We start from the raw sequence: 20,791 nt of genomic DNA on the forward strand, positions 1-20,791 counted from the left end.
GATCATGATTTCCGATGTAACCGTTTAGCAACAAATATCGATGCGTCTAAGCCTTTCGTCGATCATTGTGGAACGTTCGTCGGAAGATGGAGCTCCGCGCGCAAGCCAGAGATGGCGTCCCCGTCATCCCGGCGATTGCGTAAAACCAGCGTGCCGCCATGCTGTTCGGCGATTGCGCGGGCCAGTGTCAGGCCCAGTCCGGCACCGCCCGTGCCGCGATTGCGCGAAGGGTCGCCGCGCGTAAAAGGTTGCAGCATTTTGTCGATCTCGTCTTCAGGGATGCCGGGGCCGTCATCATCCACCCGGATCACGGCCTGATCCCCCTCCGCGAAGACGGAAATGCGGGCCCTGTCGCCATAACGCAGCGCATTGCTGACCAGATTGCGCAAGGCGCGGCGCAGCCAAGTGGCGCGCAGAGGCAGCGACACGCGCGTGGTCGATCCGAGTTCGACCGCTTCGCCCATATCTTCAAATTCCTCAACCACCGAGGCAACCAGCGCAGAGAGTTCGGTCCGTTCCAGATCATCGGTGGGGCGGCCCACACGGGCAAGCGAGAGAATATCGTCCAGCGAGCGGGTGATGTCCTCTATCGTGGTGGCCATCTTGGCGCGTTCAACCGGATTTTCGACAGATTCGATACGGACACGCAGCGCCGCAAGCGGGGTTTTGAGATCATGACCGATCGCGCCGAGCATGACGTCTTTTTCATTCAGCAGCGCGGCGATCCGTTCTTCCATCGCATTATGCGCGCTGATCAGCTGGCGCGTATCAGCGGGGCCGCCGGGGATGATCTGTCCTTCCAGCGCGCGGGTTTCGGTAAAGGTTTCGACCCGCCGGGTCAGCGCGGCAATCGGACGGGTGATCCGGCGCAGCAGCAAGGCCAGTCCGCCGACCAGCACGACGTAGAGAAACAGGGTTTGCAACACCAAAGAGCCCAGCGCGCGGGGCTCCCCCTTGGGCGTGGGGATGCGCACCACAACCCACTCGCTCTGCCCCGCAGTGCGCAATCCGGCGATCAGCAATTCGCGCTCTATCAGATCATCGTAGAAACGGCGGTTGCGCCTGTTCTGCAGATATTCCAGCGATGGTCTATCCCGCGTGACGGGCCGTTCCAGCACGACCAGATCGTCAATCTGCGTGCCCTGATCCTCCAGAATGCGCCGCAAAACCGTTTCGCGTTTGGTGTCGCGCTGTTCACCGGGTTGCAACGGAGATGCAGCGCGCAGGCTGGTGCGCAAATCGCGCCAATGGTGCCGGTCATGCTTTCCGCCGCGATTTTCGCGCCGTTCATTCGGTTCAGCCAGCAGGGTGAAGGCGGCCGCGTTAAGCAGACCGGCTTCGCGCCGCTGTTCCTGCGCGCGATAGAGCAATATGGCGGAAATCCCCTGTGCAACGAACAGGGCCACAGCCACGGCCAGCAGCATCTGGCCCAGCAGGCTGCGGGGGAACAGACGCCGCATCAGGCCTGATCCGCCGGAATGCGGCGGACATCGGCGGCAAAGCGGTAGCCGCCGCCCCAGACTGTCTGGATCATCTTCGGATCGCGGCTATCCTCTTCGATCTTGCGGCGCAGACGGCTGACCTGATTATCGACGGCCCGGTCGAACATATGCGCCTCCCGCCCCTGGACCATATCCAGCAATTTGTCGCGGTCCAGCACTTGCCGTGGATGATCGAGAAAGGCGGTCAGGAGCCGGAATTCGGCCGATGAAATCGGAACCACCGCGCCGTCACGGTCGGTCAAGCGGTGCTTCAGCGGGTCGAGCCTCCAGCCTTCAAATTCATAATGTGCATCCTCTGACGGTTCGCTCGCCGGGCGGGTGGCGCGGCGCAGGACGGAGCGGATGCGAGCGACCAGTTCACGCGGTTCGAAAGGCTTTACCACATAATCATCTGCGCCGACTTCCAGCCCGATGATCCGGTCCATAGCCTCCCCCTTTGCGGTGAGCAGGATGGTCGGAATCTTCTTCGTTTCGATCAGGTGGCGGCATAGCGAAAGACCATCTTCGCCTGGCATCATGATATCCAGCAGGACCAGATCCGGCTGCAACTGGATCAGCGCCGATCGCGCCTTGGCGGCATCTTCGGCTTCATGCACGACGAACCCCTGACGGGTCAGATAATCCGCCAGGGGTTCGCGCAGGCTGGGCTCGTCATCGACGAGCAACAGCGTGATGGAAGACATTTCGGTCATGCTGTTCCGGGATAGCCCATTTTCATCATCAATGTCAGCTGGCGGTGTTGTTTCGTGCAGCGCGCCGGTCCTTGCGCTGTTCACGCATCGCCTGATGGGCGGCTTTCCGCTCTCCCGCGGTCAGCGTGCCGTCACTATTGGCATCGGCCGCGTCAAAGCGGGCGAGGGCGGCAGCCTGAAATGCGGCCTTGGTGACCGGGCCATCGGCATTGGCGCGGGGCATACCGCCCATCATGCCTCTCATCCCGCGATGACGGCCCATCTTGTGGCCGCGTTTTCCGCCGCGCTTTTCATGGGCAGCGGTAAATTCCTGCTGCGAGAGTGCGCCATCGCCATCGGCATCCATTTTCTGGAAGCGTTTTTCGAGGCGCGCCGTGTGGTCGGCCTCATCAAGCATGCCGTCACCATTCGCATCCATCCGGTCGAACATCGCGGAGGATCTTTCCTGCACCTTGGCGCGGGTCACATCCTTACCGGCGCCATAGCCACCGGGAGCAGCAAATGCCGCGCCGCCTGCAATCACAGTCGCGGCCGCTGCCAGGCTCAAAGTCAGTTTCTTAGCCATCGCTCATATACTCCTTGAAATGGTAAGAGTGGCGGGGCTTCAATCAGACGGGGGAAACATCGTTGCCTTGCCACTCACAATGCCGTTTTAGGGGGCGTGTGTCGCAGCTTTATGCCCGTGCAGGGCGACCTTGTCGCAAATTGTCGCAAGACGCGGATGGCGTTCATACCGGCGAAAGATTGAGGCTTTCCGCAAGCAGAGCGGTCCCCATCAGAGGCAGGCTGTGCGGGATTCATGCGGCCAAGCGAAACAGCCCCGTGTACATCGACACAGGGCTGTCTTCGAACATCAATATCAGGGCAGCCGCCGCCCCGGTCAATCAGGCCGGGGCGGCTGCTTGCGCGTCAGAGCGCTTTGCAGGCTTCGTCCAGCCAGACGCGGGCATCGCCTTCCAGCTGGGGGGCGAGGCACTCATGCACCTTGGCATGATAGTCGTTCCACCAGGCGATTTCTTCCTCGCGCAACAGGCTGACATCCACCAAGTTGCGGTCGATCGGTACCAGGGTGAGCGTTTCGAAGCCGAAATAGTCCCCTTCAGCGCCCTCGATGGCGCGTGGTTCGACCAGGATCAGATTCTCGATCCGAATGCCAAAGGCGCTCGGCTTGTAATAGCCTGGTTCGTTGGACAGGATCATGCCCGCGAAGAGTTCCTGATCGGTGCCGGCTTGCCCGCCGCGCGGTTTGGAAATGCGCTGCGGCCCTTCATGCACGGCCAGAAAGCTACCCACGCCATGCCCGGTGCCATGGCCATAATCCACACCTGCCATCCACAGATATTGCCGCGCCAGCGTATCGAGCTGGGCGCCGCTGGTGCCGGCGGGGAAGATCTGCCGGTCGAGCGCGATATGCCCCTTCAGAACGCGGGTGAAGCGGTCCTTTACTTCCGCCGGCGGGGCATCGGGGCCGATCCAGACGGTGCGGGTGATATCGGTCGTCCCATCGGGATATTGGCCGCCCGAATCCACCAGATAGACGCTGTTCGGCTCCAGCGTGCGGTTGGTATTTTCATTCACCCGGTAATGCGGATTCGCACCATTGGGGCCTGAACCCGAAATCGTATCGAAGGAAAGATCGCGCAGATCGCCGCAGGCTTCGCGGCAATCCTGCAATTTCTCGGCCGCGGATAATTCATCCACGGCGCCCTTCGGCGCCTCGACCGAAATCCAGTGGAGGAAATTGGCCACCGCAGCGCCATCCCGCGCCTGTGAAGCGCGCTGTCCAGCGATTTCCGTTTCGTTCTTGATGGCCTTGGGCAGCACGGCGGGGTCCATCGCCTCGACCGTTTCGGCGCGTCCGGCTTCGAGCGCCTGAAACACCGCTGCGACCGTGCGTTCGGGATCGACCGCGATCCGCCGCCCGCCATATTCGCTCCGCAGCACGCCTTCAAAGCCGCTGCGCTGGCGGATGCGCACGGCATTGCCGAGCTTGCGCGAGACTTCCTCAGGCACTTTGCGCGGGTCGATGAACCAGTCCGCCGTACCGTCCTGATTGACGACAACGTAGGACAGCGCCACCGGCGTGCGGGCGACATCCTCACCCCTGATATTCAGCAGCCAGGCAACCGAATCGAGCGCGGAGATAACGGTTCCGTCCAGCCCCTCGGCCTTGAGCCATTCCGCAATGGCGGCGCGTTTATCCGCACTGGTCTGCCCTGCCAGCGCATCATCCTGCAGGAAGGCGGGGGCAGCGGAAGGCTGCGGCTGATCCTCCCAGATATGGTCGATCGGATTGTCCGGTGCCTCGACCAGTTCCACGCCATATTTTGCCAGCGTGGCGGCCAGTTTCTGTGCCCAGCCGCGCGTATGCAGCCACGGATCATAGGCGATCCGGGCGCCTTCTTCGGCATTCTGGCCCAGCCATTCGCCCATATTGTCGGCGGGCACGGATTTATACTGGAACAGCTTGCCATCCACCTGATCACGGACCTGCGCAGTGTAGCGGCCGTCAACAAAGATCGCGGCTTCGTCATTCAGCAAGGCCGCAGCACCGGCGGACCCTTCAAAGCCGGTCAGCCAATGCAGCCTTTGCGCGTATTCCCCGACATATTCGCTCATATGCTCATCGGAGATGGGCACGACGAATCCGTCCAGCTCCTGACGCCTCAATTCCTTGCGCAGCGCTTCCAATCGGGATTCATGTGTTTGCATCAACATAGTTGCGGTCCTTTCCCCGCATACATAGATGCTCCCCATGGCCAATTCCACCACCGGCACCGAGCCGACCCGCCCCGAACCGATCCATCCGCCACTCGCGGCAAAGAAAAATTTCGTGATGACGCATCACGGAATCGCGATCGACGACCCCTATGCGTGGCTGCGCGATCCCGGTTATCCGGAGGTTTCCAGCGAAACTATCCTTGCCCATCTGGAGGAGGAGAATCGCTGGTTCGAAACGCGGATGAAGCCGCAAGGCGGCATGGTGAAAAAACTTTTTGCCGAGATGCGCGGTCGGATCAAGGAAGCCGACAGATCGGTGCCGCAGAAGGATGGCGATTATCTTTACTGGGTCGAATATGAAGAAGGCGCCGAATATAAGAAATGGTGGCGCCGCCCGGTGGGGGCAGCGGAGGATGGCAGCGCTGACCAGCTGATCCTGGATGAGGTGGCGCTGGCAGAGGGGAAGGATTATTTCCGCCTCGGTGCCTTTTCCATCAGCAGCAATGGCCGCCTGCTGGCCTATGCGGTGGATGACAATGGCTCCGAACGCTTCACCGCGCGGATCAAGGACCTGTACACCGGCGCAATGCTGGGTGACGAAATTCCCGGTACGCTGTCATCGCTGATCTGGGTGGGCGGCGATAAGGGCCTCGTCTATTCGCTCGCCAATGAACAATGGCGCACCGACAATGCACGGCTGCACTGGCTGGGTGATGCGATTGAAAAGGATATCGAGCTCTATCACGAGGATGACGAGGGGTTCCGTGTGTCCTCGGCTCTGTCCGCGAATGAAGAATGGCTGATCATCGGCACGGGCGACCATGAAACCAGCGAAATACGATTGCTGCCCGCTGCCGATCCGTTGGTCGAACCCATTCTGGTGCGAGCGCGCGAGGTGGGCGTCGAATATGACGTGGATCTCAGGGATGATACGCTCTTCATCCATGCCAATGATCGCCATGAGAATTTCCGCCTCGCCACCGCACCACTCACCCGTCCGGGTGAATGGACCACGCTGATCGAAGGGTCGGATGAATTCTATCTCACCGGCTTTGAGCTTTTCAAACGCTTCTATGTCACCGAAGGGCGGCTGAACGGCCTCGATACAATCCAGATCCGCAGCTATGACGACGCGGCGCAGGTGGAGGAAGTGGCCTTTCCCGAAGAAAGCTATTCCGCCGGCCTCGCCGACAATCCCGAATGGGATATGGAAAAGCTGCGCCTGTCCTATGAAAGCATGGTCAGCCCGGCGACCACCTATGATTACCATGTCGCGGAGAAGCGGCTGGAGGTGCTGAAGGTTCAGGAAATCCCTTCGGGCTATGACCGCGATCTCTATGTCACCGAAAGGCTGGATATAGAGGCGCGCGATGGCACGAAGGTTCCGGTCAGCCTGATGTATCGGAAAGACCGCGCACAGGGCGGCCCGCTCCATCTCTATGGCTATGGTGCCTATGGCCTCGCCATTCCGCCGGGCTTTTCGACCACGCGGCTCAGCCTAGTGGATCGCGGCTTTGCCTATGCCATCGCGCATATTCGCGGCGGCGACGATCTTGGCCGCGCCTGGTACAAGGCGGGCAAGCTGGAAAGCCGGACCAATGCCTTTACCGATTTCGTTGATGTGGCGAAGGGACTGATCGCGCGCGGTGACACCAAAAAGGGCCGGATCAGCATTTCGGGTGGTTCTGCGGGCGGCGAATTGATGGGCGCGGTGATCAATTCCGACCCGGATCTGTTCGGCGCCTGCGTCGCTCATGTGCCCTTCGTGGATGTGCTGGCGACGATGCTCGATGCCTCGCTGCCGCTCACGCCGGGCGAATGGCCCGAATGGGGCAACCCGATAGAGGATCGCGAGGCTTTCGAGCTGATCCGCAGCTATTCCCCCTATGACAATGTCCGGGCGCAGGCCTATCCGCCGCTGCTCGTGACCGCCGGGCTCAACGATCCGCGCGTGACCTATTGGGAGCCGGCCAAATGGGCCGCCAAATTGCGCGAGCTGAAGACCGACGACAATGAATTGCTGCTCAAGACCAATATGGGCGCGGGCCATGGCGGCAAGTCCGGTCGCTTCCAGTCGCTGGAAGAAATGGCCGAGGAATTCGCCTTCATCCTGTGGCAGTTCGGCCTGAGCGAAGAGGAAACCGCGGCGGCATGAGCCACAGCAGCCACCGCCTCCGCTTCACTGCCGAGCCGCGTCACATCGACGTGAACGGCCATGTGAACAATGCCGTCTGGGTGCAATGGATGGAGGATCTTTCCACCGCCCATTGGGAAGCGGTGGCACCCGCCGAGCATCAGCAGCGCTATGCCTGGCTGGTGACCCGGCATGAGATCGATTATCGCGGCAATATCCGTGAAGGTGAAAGCGTGGAGGGTGTGACCGAAATCCGCGAAGGGCCGCGCGGCCCGCAATTCACGCGCCACTACAGCTTCCGCAATGAAGCGGGGAAGGCCATCGTCACCGCCCGTACCCGCTGGGCGATGATCGACCGCGAAACCCTGCGCCTGACACGCGTTCCGGCTGAAGTGGCCGCGCCGTTTCTGCCTGTCGCATCAGGCGAATAGCAAATGCCGAACCGCTTCACCGCGCAGTTTACTTGAAAAGGCTTCCCGATGACCTTTCGTTTTGCAGTCCTGTTTGCAGCTTTCACGACAGCGTATCCTGTTCACGCTGAGGATCCGCTGAAAGCAGGGTTTGCCGGAGCACTGCGCGGCTGTGAAGAGTGGGTTCTCAACCCGGCAAGTTGGGCTGAGGGTGTTGAGCCCTTCATCGCAACAATTGGCCTCGGCAATCGGATGGGCCTTGTTGAATCGGTAGATGCGGCTGCTCTCCCGCCGGAGAAGCTGCGCGTGGCGAACCATTACTGGCGCATCAATTCGACGGACGAAGCGGGGTATATACTCGTTGTCTCTGACCGGCTTCCCATGTGTCATATCACCGGTGGCGGTGGAGAGGATTTGCAGCCTACTGTTGAAGCTGTCATCAATCAGAGAGAGTTTCGGCGCCGCTGGGAGGTGCTGGAAACGCGTTCGGCAGGCGGTATGGTTTCTACGACGTATCGCAACCGCGAGGAACCAGCTTTCTCCATGATCGTCAGTCGCGCAAATGAGTCCGGCCAGAGGTTAGACAGAGTGCAGGTGATCGCAACGGCGATATACAATCCTGCAAATTAAGTGTCGAGAATTCGGTCTCTCGTCGAGCATTGGCCCAGCCTTCACGGAGCCAGTCTCGACTGATAATGCAGCTTGGCCAGAAGGCTGCGGAACTGCCTGATTTCGTCCGCTGTCAGATTTGCGGTCAGGGCCGCGTCGGCCGCCAGAACACGGTCACGCAATTCGGCCAGTCCCGTCTCGCCCTCTTTGGTCAGGAAAATGCCAAAGGAGCGCCGGTCTGCATTTACGGTTCGCCGCTCGGCATAGCCCTTTTTGGTCCAGAAATCGATCATGACGGATGCGGCGGGGCCGGAAATGCCGAGCGCATCGGCCAATGCCTTTTGAGTAAGGCCGGGATTGCATCCAATCACTTCAAGTAAAGAGAAGCGTTGCGGTGTAACCCCCGGCTCAGCGATAGCCTCGTCGAGCAGGGTCCTGCCCAATATCCAGGCCAGACGCGTAGAAAATCCCGAAAGACTCAGCAGAATACCAAAGTCCACCCCCTCATTTTCTATTTCCGGAAAGCGAGTCGGATGGGGCTTCACCATGGGTAAACGCGTTTTTTTGGAAAGAGAGAGTGTGGCATTTTTGCTTCTATTCTTGACCTTGTTGGCGGGCATCCGAATTTGATTATTGCCTGTATCTATTATGAACCGTAACAGATTACCTAATCTCGGCGAATAGAAATTTGCCATGAAATTGGGAGAGTACATCATGAGGAACGGTTCACGCCGCTTTCACGCGCCATTGCTGGGCAGTTGCGCCCTTGCCGCCACTATGCTGGGGGCCTGCGGATTGGCGACAACCGCCCAGGCGCAAACTGCACAGGATACCACCACTTCACCCGCGCCAGAGGATGCCACGGTTCAGTCGCTTGATCAGGCGATTATCGTGACCGCCCGTCGCCGTGAAGAAAGCCTGCAGGAAACGCCGGTTGCGATTTCTGCGTTCAGCGCGGACATGCTGGCCGAACGTCAGATCAGCCAGACGCAGGATCTCGAAAAGATCACGCCCAGCCTGCAGTTCAAACCTGCCGGTCAATTGTCCGGCAACAGCGCCGCATCGGTTGTCTTCATTCGCGGTATCGGTCAGCTTGACCCGACGGCTGCGGTCGATCCGGGCGTCGGCATGTATATTGATGAAGTCTATGTCGGTCGCTCGGTTGGCGGAACGATCGAATTTGGCGACATTGCCGGGGTTGAAGTGCTGCGCGGGCCGCAGGGTACCTTGTTTGGCCGCAACACGATCGGCGGTGCCATTCTGATCCGCACACAAGAACCGATTTTCGGCGAATTTTCCGGCAAGGGGCGCATTCGTGCTGGCGAAGACGATCTGATCGAAGGGTTTGCCGCGCTCAATCTGCCGATTTCAGACAATGCCGCGGCGCGTGTTTCGGGCGGTTTCCGCAAGCGTGACGGCTATGTCATTCGCGCCTTTGACGGGCTGGATCTGGGCAATGATGACAGTTTCACGCTGAACGGCGCCTTCCGCTGGGAAGCAACTCCCAATTTCGAAATCTCGCTGCGCGGCGATTACACCAAGCGCGACGAAAACGGAGCGCCATTCGTCTTTGCCGGGATCAATGAAAATGCGCCGGTTCCGGCCATTGTCAGCGTCGGTGCGGGATGCCCCGGCGCGACCATTCCCTTCGCTCCGCTGGAACCGGGTGATCCACGTTTCGGTGCGCCCAATGTGCCGCTGATCGATGATGCGCGCTGCGCCAATGACTTCCAGGCCAAGGGCAAATTCGTCAATGGCGGCACGGCGCCCGTGCTCAGTACCTCGGAAGTGTGGGGCGTGTCGGGCACTGCCGTGTGGGATGTCTCCCCCGAAGTGACGCTGAAGAGCATCACGGCCTATCGCTCCACCGAATCGCGCGGCATTCGCGATGCCGACAACACGCCGTTTGAAATCATCACCACCGATGTCGGCTCGGAATCGAAGCAGTTCAGTCAGGAACTGCAGATGCAATATGATTCCGGTCCGGTCAGCGGGATCATCGGCCTTTATTATTTCGATGAAGACACCAATGAACGGGCGACCGTGCCCTTGTCCTTCCCGCCCACGCCGCAGGTGATCGGGTCGATCCTCAATGGTGGCCCCGGTTCGCGCGACTTGCAGTTCTCCGATCTGGAAACGCGTTCCATGGCGGCATTTGGCGAGCTGTCCTATGAAGTAACCGACCGGCTCGAACTGACCGGCGGCCTGCGTTATACGGAAGACCGCAAGACCTATCAGGGGACAGTGTTCAACCTGTTCCCCTCGACCTTGCCCGATCCCGATCCGCTGCCGACCGAAGCCATTCCCGATGGCGGTCCGCTCTATATCTACAACACACCCAATCGGAAGACGTTCAGCGCGCTGACTGGCTCCGCCAGTGCCGCATATGAATTCACCGACTGGCTGAATGGCTATGTATCCTATGCCCGCAGTTTCAAATCGGGCGGGTTCAACACGCGCTACAACGCCCCGCCGCCAGATTTCGAACCGGTTCCCTTCGATGAAGAATCGGTCGATAGCTATGAAATCGGTGCAAAGATGGAAGTCGGTGATTTCCGCCTGAACATGGCCGCGTTCCAGGCCGACTATAAGGACATTCAGCTGGTCTTCCGTGAAGGCGCCGTGCCGCTGTTGTTCAATGCCGGTAAAGCGCGCATTCGCGGGTTTGAAGCGGAAGCAAGCTATCACCCCTATGGCAGCGGTCTGAGGATCGATGCCGGGGCCAGCACGCTGGATGATGAAATCCTGTCCATCACCCCGATTCCGGGCGCGACGGCCACGGTGCAGCCAGGTGACGGCCTGCCGCTGACCCCGTCATTCCAGGGCAATTTCGCGATTTCTTACGAATTCCTGCTGAATGACCGGATGACGCTCACCCCGCGGTTTGATGGCAGCTACACCTCGAAGCTCCAGTTTATCACCGGCAGCGTTCCGGAAATCGAACAGGATGGCTATTTCGTGGCCAATGGTTCGGTCGAGCTGGGCGTGAACGACACGTGGAAACTGCAGGCCGGCGTGATCAATCTGTTCGACAAGGACTATCTGATCCAGGGCAACGCCTCGCTCGGCACGCTGGGCTACGCCGAAAAGATCTACGCCCGCCCCCGCAACTGGTACGTGCAGGTTTCTGCTGAGTTCTGATTGCGGAAAGTCAGAGGGTTACAAGAGCGGGGCGGTCCTTTGGGGCTGCCCCGTTTTTGCTGCAGAGCGACGCCTCCGCGGATCTACGCTTTAGACGCTTGCGAGTGGGTCTTGCGGTCGGAATGGATCTATGGCCAGCTATGCCCGGTTTCAGCAGCGGTCAGATACCCGCGCCCGCCAAGAACTTCTTTTGGTGGCGTAAAGCGCTGCGTCGGCCCTGATGAACACTTCTTCGGCATCGTAGGAATATGGATCGGTCGAAAACGCGATGCCGCTGGAGGCGCTGACGGTGAACATGTGCCCTTGCCAAAGAATGGGGGCACGCAAGTGGATCAGGAAGCGGGCGATGCGCGCCTCAATAACGTCTGCTGGCTCATCGTTACCAAGTATCACGGCGAACTCATCGCCGCCGATCCTCGCGGTAAGCAGTGCTTCTGGAAAGATCGCGGATAACCGCTCCGCGAATACCTTAAGACAGGCATCTCCCGCCAAATGGCCCCACCGGTCGTTGATCTGCTTGAAATCGTTCAGATCGAAAAGGACAAGTGCGCCGAGTGATCCGACCCCTGCACCAGTGCGCTGCCCGTTAAGGAATCGGCTTTCGTAGATAGCGCGGTTGGCCAGGCCGGTAAGTGCGTCATTCTCCGCCAAGCGCCGCAGCGCCTCCGAACGCATTTTTTCTTCGGTCACATCCTGCTTCAAGCCATGGAGGATGGGAGCAGCGCCAGCGGAACGGATCATCTCTCCGTGGATACGCATCCACCGCTTTTCTCCATCCGAACGCCTAACTTGAGCATCGAGAGTGAAGATGCCGCTTCGGGCTATGGCTTCGGCGCGGAGCCTCTCTAATTCATCACGGGATTCTTCCGCGTACATATCAAGCGTCTCTCGCCGATCAACGACGGTCTCGTGAGGTAACCCGAAGATATCGTAGACACCTGATGTCCAGTTCAGCCCGTTGTCGGAAAGGTCGCAAGACCAGGCGCCGACCTTTGCTGAGGCCATCGCACGGTCGAGTAGTGGGTCGATCCGGCCCGGCTGGCATCCCGGCAAGGTCTGCGGTGACTCGATCTGTGCGCGACAGGGCACATTGGACTGCTGAATAGACATCGACATGATATGCCCATAGTCCTGCGTATCTTAAGAGACCGTTTCCCAGGCTGCGACATTTGCGCACTCAACGACGGAGTGTGGGTCGTGAGCGGAATGGCAGATTTTAATCAGAAAATCGCCAAAGCTGTCATGTCGTCTTTCAGAGCTGCGCGAGAAACGATGGTACGGCAGAAATGGGGTGCTTTCCAGACGTCCGGCGAGGCGATAAGTGTCTGTGATGAGAGAGCCTGATTACGACGTAGACGGTTGGTGCCTAGAAGACGGTGAAGAGCGTCATCGAGACGCTCCTGCGACGTTCTTGATACCAACCCGTGAGGCTCGCGAAGCGTTACAGCCCGGCGACTTTGCCAAACTCATCTTTCGCATCAGCGTAGATGACCCCGGTGAGCCTGTCGCGGTAGAACGCATGTGGGTGCTTGTTCGGGAGCGGACTGTAGGTGGCTATCTAGGACTATTGGATAACGACCCGGATTCCCTTGCGGAGAATGGAGAGTTCTGGAGCGGCATCGAGTTGCCTTTCGGCCCCCATCACATCATTAACATCGATGAGAGAGACGAGAAAACGATTCGTCTCGCTACTCAGGAACCCAAGAAACGCTGGCCACGAGCATAGTATTCAACGCCCGCAATGTCGCGGAAGAGAACATCAGTCCTCTTGTGATTCAGCGCCCATCTTCGCCGCACGACGACCGTTAAGAGTGTCTTTTTTGATCTGTCGTTTCGCAACCCATTCCATTGCATCATGGTCTCGTTCGGCGAACATCAAATCGATCCCCCGCTTGGACTGTCCGTCCATGACACCCTTGCGGGTCTGATGTTTACTGCGGCTCACGTGACATCAATGCCACCCGAACCAGTTGTCTGCAACGTTGTCGTAAGCTGAAGGGCCGCTTTCCGGGCTTGGTGTTGCAAAATCAGACTGTCTGCAAACGGCTCCTGCACGCCTATGCGGGAATGACGAGCGGGGTCAGGCGCCCCTCACAGCGGGTTCCCGTCGCGGTCGCGGAAGATTTCGCGGCGGCCGACATGGTTGGCGGGGCCGACCAGACCTTCGCTTTCCATCCGTTCGATCCATTTGGCCGCGGTGTTGTAGCCGACGCCCATCTGGCGTTGCAGCCAGCTGCCGCTCGCCTTCTGGTTTTCGATCACGATCTGGCAGGCCTGGCGGTATTTGCGTTCTTCCGGATTGTCGGAAGCGGTCAGTTCATCCTCGAAGGACAGACCGCCGCCATCTTCGGGTTCTTCGGTGACCGATTCGACATAATCGGGCTGGCCCTGCGCACGCCAGTGATTGGCGACCACTTCCACTTCTTCATCGGAGACAAAGGGGCCGTGGACGCGTTTCAGCGCGCCGCTGCTGGGTTTGAACAGCATGTCGCCTTTGCCCAGCAATTGTTCCGCGCCCTGTTCACCCAGAATGGTGCGCGAATCGATCCGGCTGGTGACGTGGAAGCTGATCCGGGTGGGGAGGTTGGCCTTGATCACGCCGGTGATGACATCGACCGACGGGCGCTGTGTCGCCATGATCAGATGGATGCCGGCGGCACGCGATTTCTGGCTGAGGCGCTGGATCAGCACTTCGATTTCCTTGCCCACCGTCACCATGAGGTCGGCCAGTTCGTCGACGATCAGCACGATCTGTGGCAGCGCTTCGTAATCGAGCTGTTCCTCCTCGAACAATTCCTCGCCCGTTTCGGGGTCGAAGCCCGTCTGAACGCGGCGGCCGAGCGGTTTGCCCTTGGCCTGCGCAGTCTTCACCCGTTCATTGAAACCGCCCAGATTGCGCGCGCCGATGGAGGACATCATCCGGTAGCGGCGTTCCATTTCCTCCACCGCCCATTTCAGCGCGCGGACCGACTTATGCGGTTCGGTCACCACCGGGGACAGGAGGTGCGGAATATCGTCATAGCTCTTCAGTTCGAGCACTTTGGGGTCGATCAGGATCATGCGGCATTCCGCCGGGCTGAAACGATAGAGCAGCGAGAGCAAAATACAGTTCAGCCCGACCGATTTACCCGAACCGGTGGTACCGGCGACCAGCAAATGCGGCATGGCGGCAAGATCGGCGACGATCGGTTCGCCGGCAATATCCTTGCCCAGAATGATCGGCAGATTGCCCTTGGCATCCTGAAAGGCTGCGGCAGCGACCAGTTCCTTGAAGGCTACCATCTGCCGGTCGGCATTGGGCAGTTCGATACCCATCACCGTCTTGCCCGGAATGGGGGAAACACGCGCGGAAATCGCGCTCATATTGCGGGCGATATCCTCGGCCAGGCCGATCACGCGGGCGGCCTTGATGCCGGGGGCCGGTTCCAGTTCGTACATCGTGACGACCGGGCCAGTGCGTACCGCGGTAATCTCACCCTTCACGTTGAAATCATCGAGCACATTTTCCAGCAGCCGGGCATTGCGCTCCAGTGCCAGCTTGTCGAGCTTGGGCCCGTTATTGACCGGCGGATCGGTCAGCAGATCGATGCTGGGCAGATCGAAATCGTCGAAGAAATCCTTCTGCTTCGCCTTGCCGCTCGCGATAGCGGGGGCGACCGGAGCGGTGGGGTCGGAAATTTCCGGCGCCTTGCGCGGCGGCGTTTCTGCAAAGGGAATGGCGGGGCTGGCTGTGTTGCTCTCTTCGCGGGTTGTTTCCGGCGCGGTTTTTCTCGGCTTTTCCGCTCTCTCAGAGCGTGCGCGGCGCAGTGTAGGCAGGTTCGGCAGGAAGCGGGGCAGGGTGAGCAATTGCGCCCAGTCAATGGCAAAGACCCGGCTTATCAATGTCGCGGCACCAGCCAGAAAGGCCAGCGAAAGCGCCAGAATAGCCCAACCCTGCACCGCCTCTGGCAGCAATCCGGAAAGCGCTTCGACCAATTTGGCGCCGAGCAGCCCGGCCAGTCCGCCAAAGGATGCGGGCAGACTGCCGCCGGGCCCGTCGAAGATCAGCGACAGAACGATGCACAGCAACAACATCGCGGCCAAAAGCATGCCCACGGTGCGCCACCAGCGGCGGCCATGCGGGGTGGCTTCATTCTCGGCATCGCGCCAGAGCTTGCGGCCAAAAGCGTATAGCAGCGGCAGCAACAATATGGCGACCGGGCCAAAAATCATCAGCACAAAATCCGCCACCCAGGCACCGGGGCGGCCCATCCAATTGTGGACATTGGACCCTGCCGCGGCGGTGGAGGAGGATGGATCGGTTTGGCTATAGGTCAGCAGCGCCAGTGCCAGAAACAGCGCCGCAGCGAAGAGCAGCACCGCACCGGTCAGCTGCGCGGCGCGGCGCAAGCTGGCGCGGAAAGCGGCGCGCCAATCGGTCACGCTGTTCTTGCTGCCTTGTCGGCTCGCTGCCCGTGTCGCCATGATGCTTTCCTGATCTGTGGCCGAATAGGTGGCCCGATATGTCGCTGGAGCGCTCTATAATGCGCAAGCGGTGGAGTCCCCGTCAAGTCGGAGCAATGGGGTCAGGGGGTGAGACCGTCAATCGCCGCCCAGTGATTGATCCGCAATCGCCGGGCATTGCGCGGATTCATGCCCCCCAGGGCGATGACCGGCATGGTGGCCAGTGCGGCCAGTGCCTGAAATCGCATCGGCCCGAGATGCGGCGCGCCGGGATGCGAATGGGTCGGGAATATGGGGGAGATCAGGGCCATATCGGCGCGGGCACGATTGGCCTGTGCAATCTCTGCCGGTGAATGCGCGGTGGAGAGGCGCAGCAGGCCGGGTGCCGGATGCAGGGCCGCGCGGCCATAGACACCATCTGCCCCCCATTGGCGGGCGGTTGCTGCATCATCTGCCAGCACTACCACATGGTTTGCCGATTTCGCCTGTCGCAGCAGAGCGGCAAAGCGTGCGGCCCGTTCGCGGTGAGAGAGGTGGTAATGGCGATAGATAAAGCCCGACCCGCGCGGCAGGCGTTGCAGCGCATTTTCCAGCTGCCGATCATTGCGGGCATCCGAAATCAGCCACAATCGCGGCAGAGTATCGCAAGGCCGGGTCTGGAAATGCGCCATAGCCACGCTATAGGCGGATCCTATGGATAATTCAGCCACCCCGCTCGGGAATATTCGCCAGAAAATGGCCCATGCCTGCAAGATCTCCGGGCGCGAGGCAGATTCTGTTACCTTGATCGCCATCAGCAAGACGCATGATGCAGACCGGATTCGCCCCTTGCTGGAAGAGGGGCAGCGCGTTTTTGGGGAGAACCGCGTGCAGGAAGCGCAGGCCAAATGGCCGGCCCTGTGTGAGGATTATCCCGATACTGAACTGCATCTTGTCGGTCAGTTGCAATCGAACAAAGCCGATGATGCCGTGGAATTGTTTGACTGCATCCATTCGCTGGACCGGATGAGCCTAGTGAAGGCGCTTGGCAAAGCGATGGATAAGGCGGATCGCCGGGTCCCCTGTTTCGTGCAGGTCAATATTGGCGAGGAAGAGCAGAAGGGTGGCTGTGCGATTGACGAGCTGCCCGCCTTGCTATCCGCGGCGCAAGATGCGGGCATACCGATTGCCGGTCTGATGTGCGTACCCCCCCTGGAAATCGAAGCCGCACCCTTCTTTGCGCTGCTGGACAAGCTCGCCCGCGATCATGGGCTGGAGGGGCGCAGCATGGGGATGAGCGGTGATTTCGAAACCGCGATCATGCTGGGTGCGACCCATATCCGCGTGGGCAGTGCCTTATTCGGTGCGCGGGAGGCCTGATCGGCCTACCGCCCGCCGGCTCAGTCGGCGACAGCTTCCAGATATTGCTGTTCTGCTTCCTCGCTGGCAGCGGTTAGCAGCATCTCTTCCACATTGTCGCGGCGTTCTGCGCGGTCCAGCTTTCCGCCGAGCAGGTCGGTGACATAGAATGTATCCACCGCTCGTTCGCCATAATGGGTCACATGGGCGGAATGCACCATCAGGGTGGATTCGAACAACGCCCGCGCCAGTCGGTTGAGCAGCGCCGGGCGATCTTTCGCATTCACTTCGATCACGGTGAAGCGATCGCTGGCCTTGTTGTCGATCGTCACGCGCGGGCGGACTTCGAAACTGTCGGAGCGAGTGCGCGGGTTGGGCTGACGCGCCAGTTGCGGCATCAGTTCAATCTTGCCGGCCAGCGCGTCTTCGATCGCGCTTTGCAGGCGGTTGAGCTGCATTTCTTCATGGAAAGGGCGCCCCAGCGGGTCCTGAACCAGGAAATTGTCGACCGCCTTGCCCACCCTTGTGGTGTGAATGCGCGCGTCGATGATGTTTCCGCCAGCGAGGTGAATGGCGCCCGCTATGCGGAAGAACAGGCCGGGATGGTCATCGGCAATCACCGTCACCAGCGTGGCGCCGCGCGCGGCATAATATTCGCAATGGATCGACAGATGATGCGTCAGCCGTTTCGCTGCGGCATAATGCGGCAGGTTGAGCGCGATGATATCGGCAGGTTCGGACAGCCAGTAAGAGGCATCGAAACGGTCATCGAGATGTTCGATGACATCGGACCCGTCGCCCAGCAATTCAGCGACTTCCTGCCGTTTGCGTTCCACCCGTTCATCACGGCCGCGGGTTTTGCTCCCGGGGCGCAAACGCTCTTCTGTCAGTTCGTAAAGCTGGCTCAGCAATTGCCGTTTCCAGCTGTTCCACACACCGGGCCCGACCGCGCGAATATCGACAATGGTCAGCACCAGCAATTGGCGCAACCGTTCGAGGCTCTGCGTTTGCGCGGCGAAATCCTCGATCGTTTTGGGATCGGCCAGATCGCGTTTGAAGGAGGTCGCACTCATCAGCAGATGATAGCGTACCAGCCAGCTGACCAATGCGGTCTCCCGTTCGGACAGCCCAAAGCGCGGGCAGAGTTTCAGGGCAATTTCGGCGCCCAGCACCGAATGGTCGCCATTGCGGCCCTTCGCGATGTCATGCAGCAAGGTCGCGACATAGATGACTTCGCGTGAGCCGAGCTTGTGAATGACTTCATGCGCCAGTGGGTGATCTTCGCGCAGCTCACCTTTCTCTATTCGAGAGACCAGGCCGATGGCGCGGATCGTATGCTCATCCACCGTATAATGGTGATACATGTCGAACTGCATCTGCGCGTTGACCTTGCCGAAATCGGGCACGAAGCGTCCGAAGACCCCGGCTTCATTCATCCAGCGCAAAACGGTTTCCGGGTCGTTATGGCCGGTCAGCACGTCCATGAACAATCGGTTCGCGCGCGGGTCTTTGCGGATCTGGCCCTTGATCAGCACGGAATCGCGATTGGCCATCCGCATGGTTTCGGGATGGACTTCATAGCCATTGGCTTCGGCAATCTGAAAGATCTCGATCATGCGGACTGGATCTTTCTGAAACCAGTCATCCGAAGGCGCGGCGATCTTACCGCCAAAGACCTTATAGCCCTTAACAATCCGTGATCGTGCCTTGAACCCGGCCAGCAGGCCCTTTGCCCGCCGCTTGCTGGCGATCTGTTCATCCAGCTGGGCCAAGAAAACGCCGGTAAGATTACCGACATGTTTGGCCTGCAGAAAATAGAATTGCATGAAGCGTTCAACCGCGCTTTTGCCGGGCCTTTCGGCAAATTGCATACGCTCCGCCACTTGGGGTTGCAGGTCAAAGGTCAGCCGGTCCTCGGCCCGTCCGGTGATGGTGTGCAGGTGGCACCGTACCGCCAGCAGAAAACCCTCCGCCCGGCGGAAAGCGCGATATTCGGGCTGTGTGAACAGGCCCACATCGACCAGTTCGGCGGCGCTGCGGACCTTGTGAATATATTTGCCGATCCAGTAAAGCGTCTGAAGATCGCGCAGGCCGCCTTTGCCTTCCTTCACATTGGGTTCGACGACATAGCGGCTGTTACCCATCCGGCCATGGCGGGCATCGCGCTCGGCCAGCTTTTCCGAGACGAATTGCGATTCGGTGCCGGCGACGACTTCGGAATGGAAGCGCCTGCTGGCTTCCTCATACAATTCCTGATCGCCCCATAGATAGCGGCCTTCCAGCAGAGCGGTGCGAATGGACAGATCCTGTTTCGCCATGCGCACCATATCGCTCAATGTGCGGCTGGAATGGCCGACCTTCAGGCTGAGATCCCAGAGGAGATACAGAATCGCTTCGATCACCTGTTCGCACCAGGGGGTGTCCTTGGAAGGTGTGATGAAGGCGATATCGATATCCGAATGCGGCGCCATTTCGGCGCGGCCATAACCGCCGACCGCGATCAGGGTGAGCCGTTCTGCCGTGGAGCGATTGGGCGCGGGATAGATGTCGGTGATGATGTGATCATGCATCACCCGGATCAGCTGATCGATCAGAAAAGCGTGGCCATGCGTGCATTCATGCCCGGCAGATGGCTTCTGCATCAGCCGGCGGCTCAATTCCTCCCGCCCTTTGGCCAGCGCTTCGCGCAGTGCCTCGACAATATATTGGCGGGACTTCTGCGTGCCGTGCTTCTGTACCAGCTCGGACAGCGAGAGAGAAAGGCGTCGGCGGTCGATAACCGCGCGCTGATTGGGGATCCGTATGGCGCTCACATCGCTAAGATAACCAGCCCGCCGCATCATGCAACGTTTCGCGGTCTTTCGTCCGTCCTGAGCTTGTGCCAAAGAGGCGCGGGCTGCCCCATGTCATGGGGCATAGGCGACTAAGGAACCCACGCGCATGCTCGAATTTCTGAACGCTGCCAGCGGAGAAGCGATCCATTGGGCTGATCTGGGGCTGCGCCCCGGTATCGAGCTGGGCTTTTTCACCCTGCGATATTATTCGCTCGCCTATCTGATCGGCATTCTGCTGGCCTATTGGCACCTTTCCAAAATGGTGAAGGCGCCGGGGGCCCCGATGGCCCAGGATCATGTCGAAGACCTGTTCTTCTACTGCACATTGGGTGTGATTCTCGGTGGGCGGCTGGGCTATGCGACGTTTTATGAACCCTCCTTGTGGAGCGACCCGTCGGCTCTGGTCGCTGTCTGGAATGGCGGGATGAGCTTTCATGGCGGGTTGATCGGCACCGTTCTGGCCATGGCCTATGTCTCATGGCGCGGCGGACTGCCCTTCATTCGCGTCGCGGATTATGTCGCGGTCAATGTGCCCTTTGGCATGACGCTGGGCCGGATCGCGAATTTCATCAATGGCGAATTATGGGGCCGCCCCGCAGGCGAAGGTGTGCCCTGGGCCATGGTTTTCCCGGGTGGCGGGCCGTTGGCGCGCCATCCCAGCCAGCTTTACGAAGCGGCTCTGGAAGGGCTGCTGATGGTCATCATCATGCTGTTCCTGTTCTGGCGGACGCGCGCACGTTTCCGGACCGGATTGCTGGTGGGCGTGTTCGTTACCGGCATTGCACTCGCGCGTTTCGTGGTCGAATTCTTCCGCCAGCCCGATGCGCAACTGGCCGAATTTGCAGCGCGCAGCGGCCTCAATATGGGCCAGTGGCTGACCATTCCGCTGATCATTCTGGGGATCGGCCTGATCGTGTGGTCGCTGAACCGCAAACCGATTGCCAGCGGTGATCGGCCGGTGAGCTGA

16 protein-coding genes are annotated in these 20,791 nt (G+C 59.9%); 6 read left to right on the top strand and 10 right to left on the bottom strand.

Annotated elements, in window-relative coordinates:
- Positions 1–62 precede the first annotated feature (62 nt).
- The 4 genes from GRI91_RS08740 to GRI91_RS08755 form a co-directional block, all read right to left on the bottom strand.
- Complete coding sequence (locus GRI91_RS08740; protein ID WP_160736260.1) at positions 63–1,460, bottom strand: sensor histidine kinase; 1,398 nt, start codon at positions 1,458–1,460, stop codon at positions 63–65.
- Positions 1,460–2,194, bottom strand: coding sequence for a response regulator (locus tag GRI91_RS08745; protein WP_160736261.1), 735 nt, complete (start codon positions 2,192–2,194; stop codon positions 1,460–1,462). The genes GRI91_RS08740 and GRI91_RS08745 overlap by 1 nt, the downstream gene beginning before the upstream one ends.
- Before the next feature lie 34 nt (positions 2,195–2,228).
- Positions 2,229–2,759 (bottom strand): EF-hand domain-containing protein, encoded by a 531-nt coding sequence (locus GRI91_RS08750; protein ID WP_160736262.1) that lies wholly within the window; start codon positions 2,757–2,759, stop codon positions 2,229–2,231.
- A 344-nt stretch (positions 2,760–3,103) separates the two neighbouring features.
- A complete protein-coding gene (locus GRI91_RS08755; RefSeq protein ID WP_160736263.1) occupies positions 3,104–4,912 on the bottom strand; it encodes an aminopeptidase P family protein in 1,809 nt (602 codons plus the stop codon).
- Positions 4,913–4,940: 28 nt separating this feature from the next.
- Between GRI91_RS08755 and GRI91_RS08760 the strand changes: the two genes are divergently transcribed.
- From GRI91_RS08760 to GRI91_RS08770, 3 genes are read left to right on the top strand one after another with little or no spacing between them, the layout of a single operon-like run.
- The gene (locus GRI91_RS08760; RefSeq protein ID WP_160736264.1) at positions 4,941–7,070 is read left to right on the top strand and encodes a S9 family peptidase; all 2,130 of its coding nucleotides are present in this window, start codon (positions 4,941–4,943) and stop codon (positions 7,068–7,070) included.
- A complete protein-coding gene (locus GRI91_RS08765) occupies positions 7,067–7,480 on the top strand; it encodes an acyl-CoA thioesterase (protein WP_160736265.1) in 414 nt (137 codons plus the stop codon). The genes GRI91_RS08760 and GRI91_RS08765 overlap by 4 nt, the downstream gene beginning before the upstream one ends.
- A 48-nt stretch (positions 7,481–7,528) precedes the next feature.
- Entirely contained in the window at positions 7,529–8,089 is a 561-nt protein-coding gene (locus GRI91_RS08770) for a hypothetical protein (protein WP_160736266.1), read from the top strand.
- Positions 8,090–8,130: 41 nt separating this feature from the next.
- On the opposite strand, the gene GRI91_RS08775 is transcribed toward GRI91_RS08770, so the two are convergent.
- Positions 8,131–8,763 (bottom strand): MarR family winged helix-turn-helix transcriptional regulator, encoded by a 633-nt coding sequence (locus GRI91_RS08775; RefSeq protein ID WP_160736267.1) that lies wholly within the window; start codon positions 8,761–8,763, stop codon positions 8,131–8,133.
- A 19-nt stretch (positions 8,764–8,782) separates the two neighbouring features.
- Here GRI91_RS08775 and GRI91_RS08780 point away from each other — a divergent pair, with 19 nt between their 5' ends.
- Positions 8,783–11,209 (top strand): TonB-dependent receptor, encoded by a 2,427-nt coding sequence (locus tag GRI91_RS08780; RefSeq protein ID WP_237437755.1) that lies wholly within the window; start codon positions 8,783–8,785, stop codon positions 11,207–11,209.
- Positions 11,210–11,359: 150 nt separating this feature from the next.
- On the opposite strand, the gene GRI91_RS08785 is transcribed toward GRI91_RS08780, so the two are convergent.
- The 4 genes from GRI91_RS08785 to GRI91_RS08800 all read right to left on the bottom strand — a co-directional run bounded on the left by GRI91_RS08785 (position 11,360) and on the right by GRI91_RS08800 (position 16,323).
- Positions 11,360–12,325 (bottom strand): GGDEF domain-containing protein, encoded by a 966-nt coding sequence (locus GRI91_RS08785; RefSeq protein ID WP_160736268.1) that lies wholly within the window; start codon positions 12,323–12,325, stop codon positions 11,360–11,362.
- A 643-nt stretch (positions 12,326–12,968) separates the two neighbouring features.
- Positions 12,969–13,154 carry a hypothetical protein gene (locus tag GRI91_RS08790; RefSeq protein ID WP_160736269.1) on the bottom strand — a complete coding sequence of 62 codons (186 nt, stop codon included), beginning with the start codon at positions 13,152–13,154 and terminating at the stop codon, positions 12,969–12,971.
- Positions 13,155–13,300: 146 nt separating this feature from the next.
- The gene (locus tag GRI91_RS08795; protein WP_160736270.1) at positions 13,301–15,673 is read right to left on the bottom strand and encodes a DNA translocase FtsK; all 2,373 of its coding nucleotides are present in this window, start codon (positions 15,671–15,673) and stop codon (positions 13,301–13,303) included.
- A gap of 101 nt (positions 15,674–15,774) precedes the next feature.
- On the bottom strand, positions 15,775–16,323 hold the full coding sequence (locus GRI91_RS08800; protein WP_160736398.1) for a thiamine phosphate synthase: 549 nt from the start codon (positions 16,321–16,323) through the stop codon (positions 15,775–15,777).
- A 22-nt stretch (positions 16,324–16,345) separates the two neighbouring features.
- Here GRI91_RS08800 and GRI91_RS08805 point away from each other — a divergent pair, with 22 nt between their 5' ends.
- Positions 16,346–17,011: a YggS family pyridoxal phosphate-dependent enzyme gene (locus GRI91_RS08805; RefSeq protein WP_160736271.1), complete on the top strand. Its 666-nt coding sequence runs from the start codon at positions 16,346–16,348 to the stop codon at positions 17,009–17,011.
- Positions 17,012–17,031: 20 nt separating this feature from the next.
- Here the strand turns inward: GRI91_RS08805 and GRI91_RS08810 are convergent, their stop codons facing one another.
- On the bottom strand, positions 17,032–19,833 hold the full coding sequence (locus GRI91_RS08810) for a [protein-PII] uridylyltransferase (RefSeq protein ID WP_237437756.1): 2,802 nt from the start codon (positions 19,831–19,833) through the stop codon (positions 17,032–17,034).
- 97 nt (positions 19,834–19,930) lie between these two features.
- Between GRI91_RS08810 and lgt the strand changes: the two genes are divergently transcribed.
- Positions 19,931–20,791, top strand: coding sequence for a prolipoprotein diacylglyceryl transferase (gene lgt, locus GRI91_RS08815; protein WP_160736272.1), 861 nt, complete (start codon positions 19,931–19,933; stop codon positions 20,789–20,791).

Origin of the sequence: Altericroceibacterium endophyticum (assembly GCF_009827595.1) — a bacterium.
GTDB lineage: Bacteria > Pseudomonadota > Alphaproteobacteria > Sphingomonadales > Sphingomonadaceae > Altericroceibacterium > Altericroceibacterium endophyticum.

Bases quoted from the DNA above. Each gene is read 5' to 3' on its own strand.
- GRI91_RS08740 (WP_160736260.1), bottom strand. From the start codon at position 1,460: ATGCGGCGTCTGTTCCCCCGCAGCCTGCTGGGCCAGATGCTGCTGGCC.
- GRI91_RS08765 (WP_160736265.1), top strand. From the start codon at position 7,067: ATGAGCCACAGCAGCCACCGCCTCCGCTTCACTGCCGAGCCGCGTCAC.
- GRI91_RS08775 (WP_160736267.1), bottom strand. From the start codon at position 8,763: ATGGCAAATTTCTATTCGCCGAGATTAGGTAATCTGTTACGGTTCATA.
- GRI91_RS08750 (WP_160736262.1), bottom strand. From the start codon at position 2,759: ATGGCTAAGAAACTGACTTTGAGCCTGGCAGCGGCCGCGACTGTGATT.
- GRI91_RS08800 (WP_160736398.1), bottom strand. From the start codon at position 16,323: ATGGCGCATTTCCAGACCCGGCCTTGCGATACTCTGCCGCGATTGTGG.
- GRI91_RS08810 (WP_237437756.1), bottom strand. From the start codon at position 19,833: ATGATGCGGCGGGCTGGTTATCTTAGCGATGTGAGCGCCATACGGATC.
- lgt (WP_160736272.1), top strand. From the start codon at position 19,931: ATGCTCGAATTTCTGAACGCTGCCAGCGGAGAAGCGATCCATTGGGCT.
- GRI91_RS08795 (WP_160736270.1), bottom strand. From the start codon at position 15,673: ATGGCGACACGGGCAGCGAGCCGACAAGGCAGCAAGAACAGCGTGACC.
- GRI91_RS08745 (WP_160736261.1), bottom strand. From the start codon at position 2,194: ATGACCGAAATGTCTTCCATCACGCTGTTGCTCGTCGATGACGAGCCC.
- GRI91_RS08755 (WP_160736263.1), bottom strand. From the start codon at position 4,912: ATGTTGATGCAAACACATGAATCCCGATTGGAAGCGCTGCGCAAGGAA.
- GRI91_RS08780 (WP_237437755.1), top strand. From the start codon at position 8,783: ATGAGGAACGGTTCACGCCGCTTTCACGCGCCATTGCTGGGCAGTTGC.
- GRI91_RS08805 (WP_160736271.1), top strand. From the start codon at position 16,346: ATGGATAATTCAGCCACCCCGCTCGGGAATATTCGCCAGAAAATGGCC.
- GRI91_RS08770 (WP_160736266.1), top strand. From the start codon at position 7,529: ATGACCTTTCGTTTTGCAGTCCTGTTTGCAGCTTTCACGACAGCGTAT.
- GRI91_RS08785 (WP_160736268.1), bottom strand. From the start codon at position 12,325: ATGTCGATGTCTATTCAGCAGTCCAATGTGCCCTGTCGCGCACAGATC.
- GRI91_RS08760 (WP_160736264.1), top strand. From the start codon at position 4,941: ATGCTCCCCATGGCCAATTCCACCACCGGCACCGAGCCGACCCGCCCC.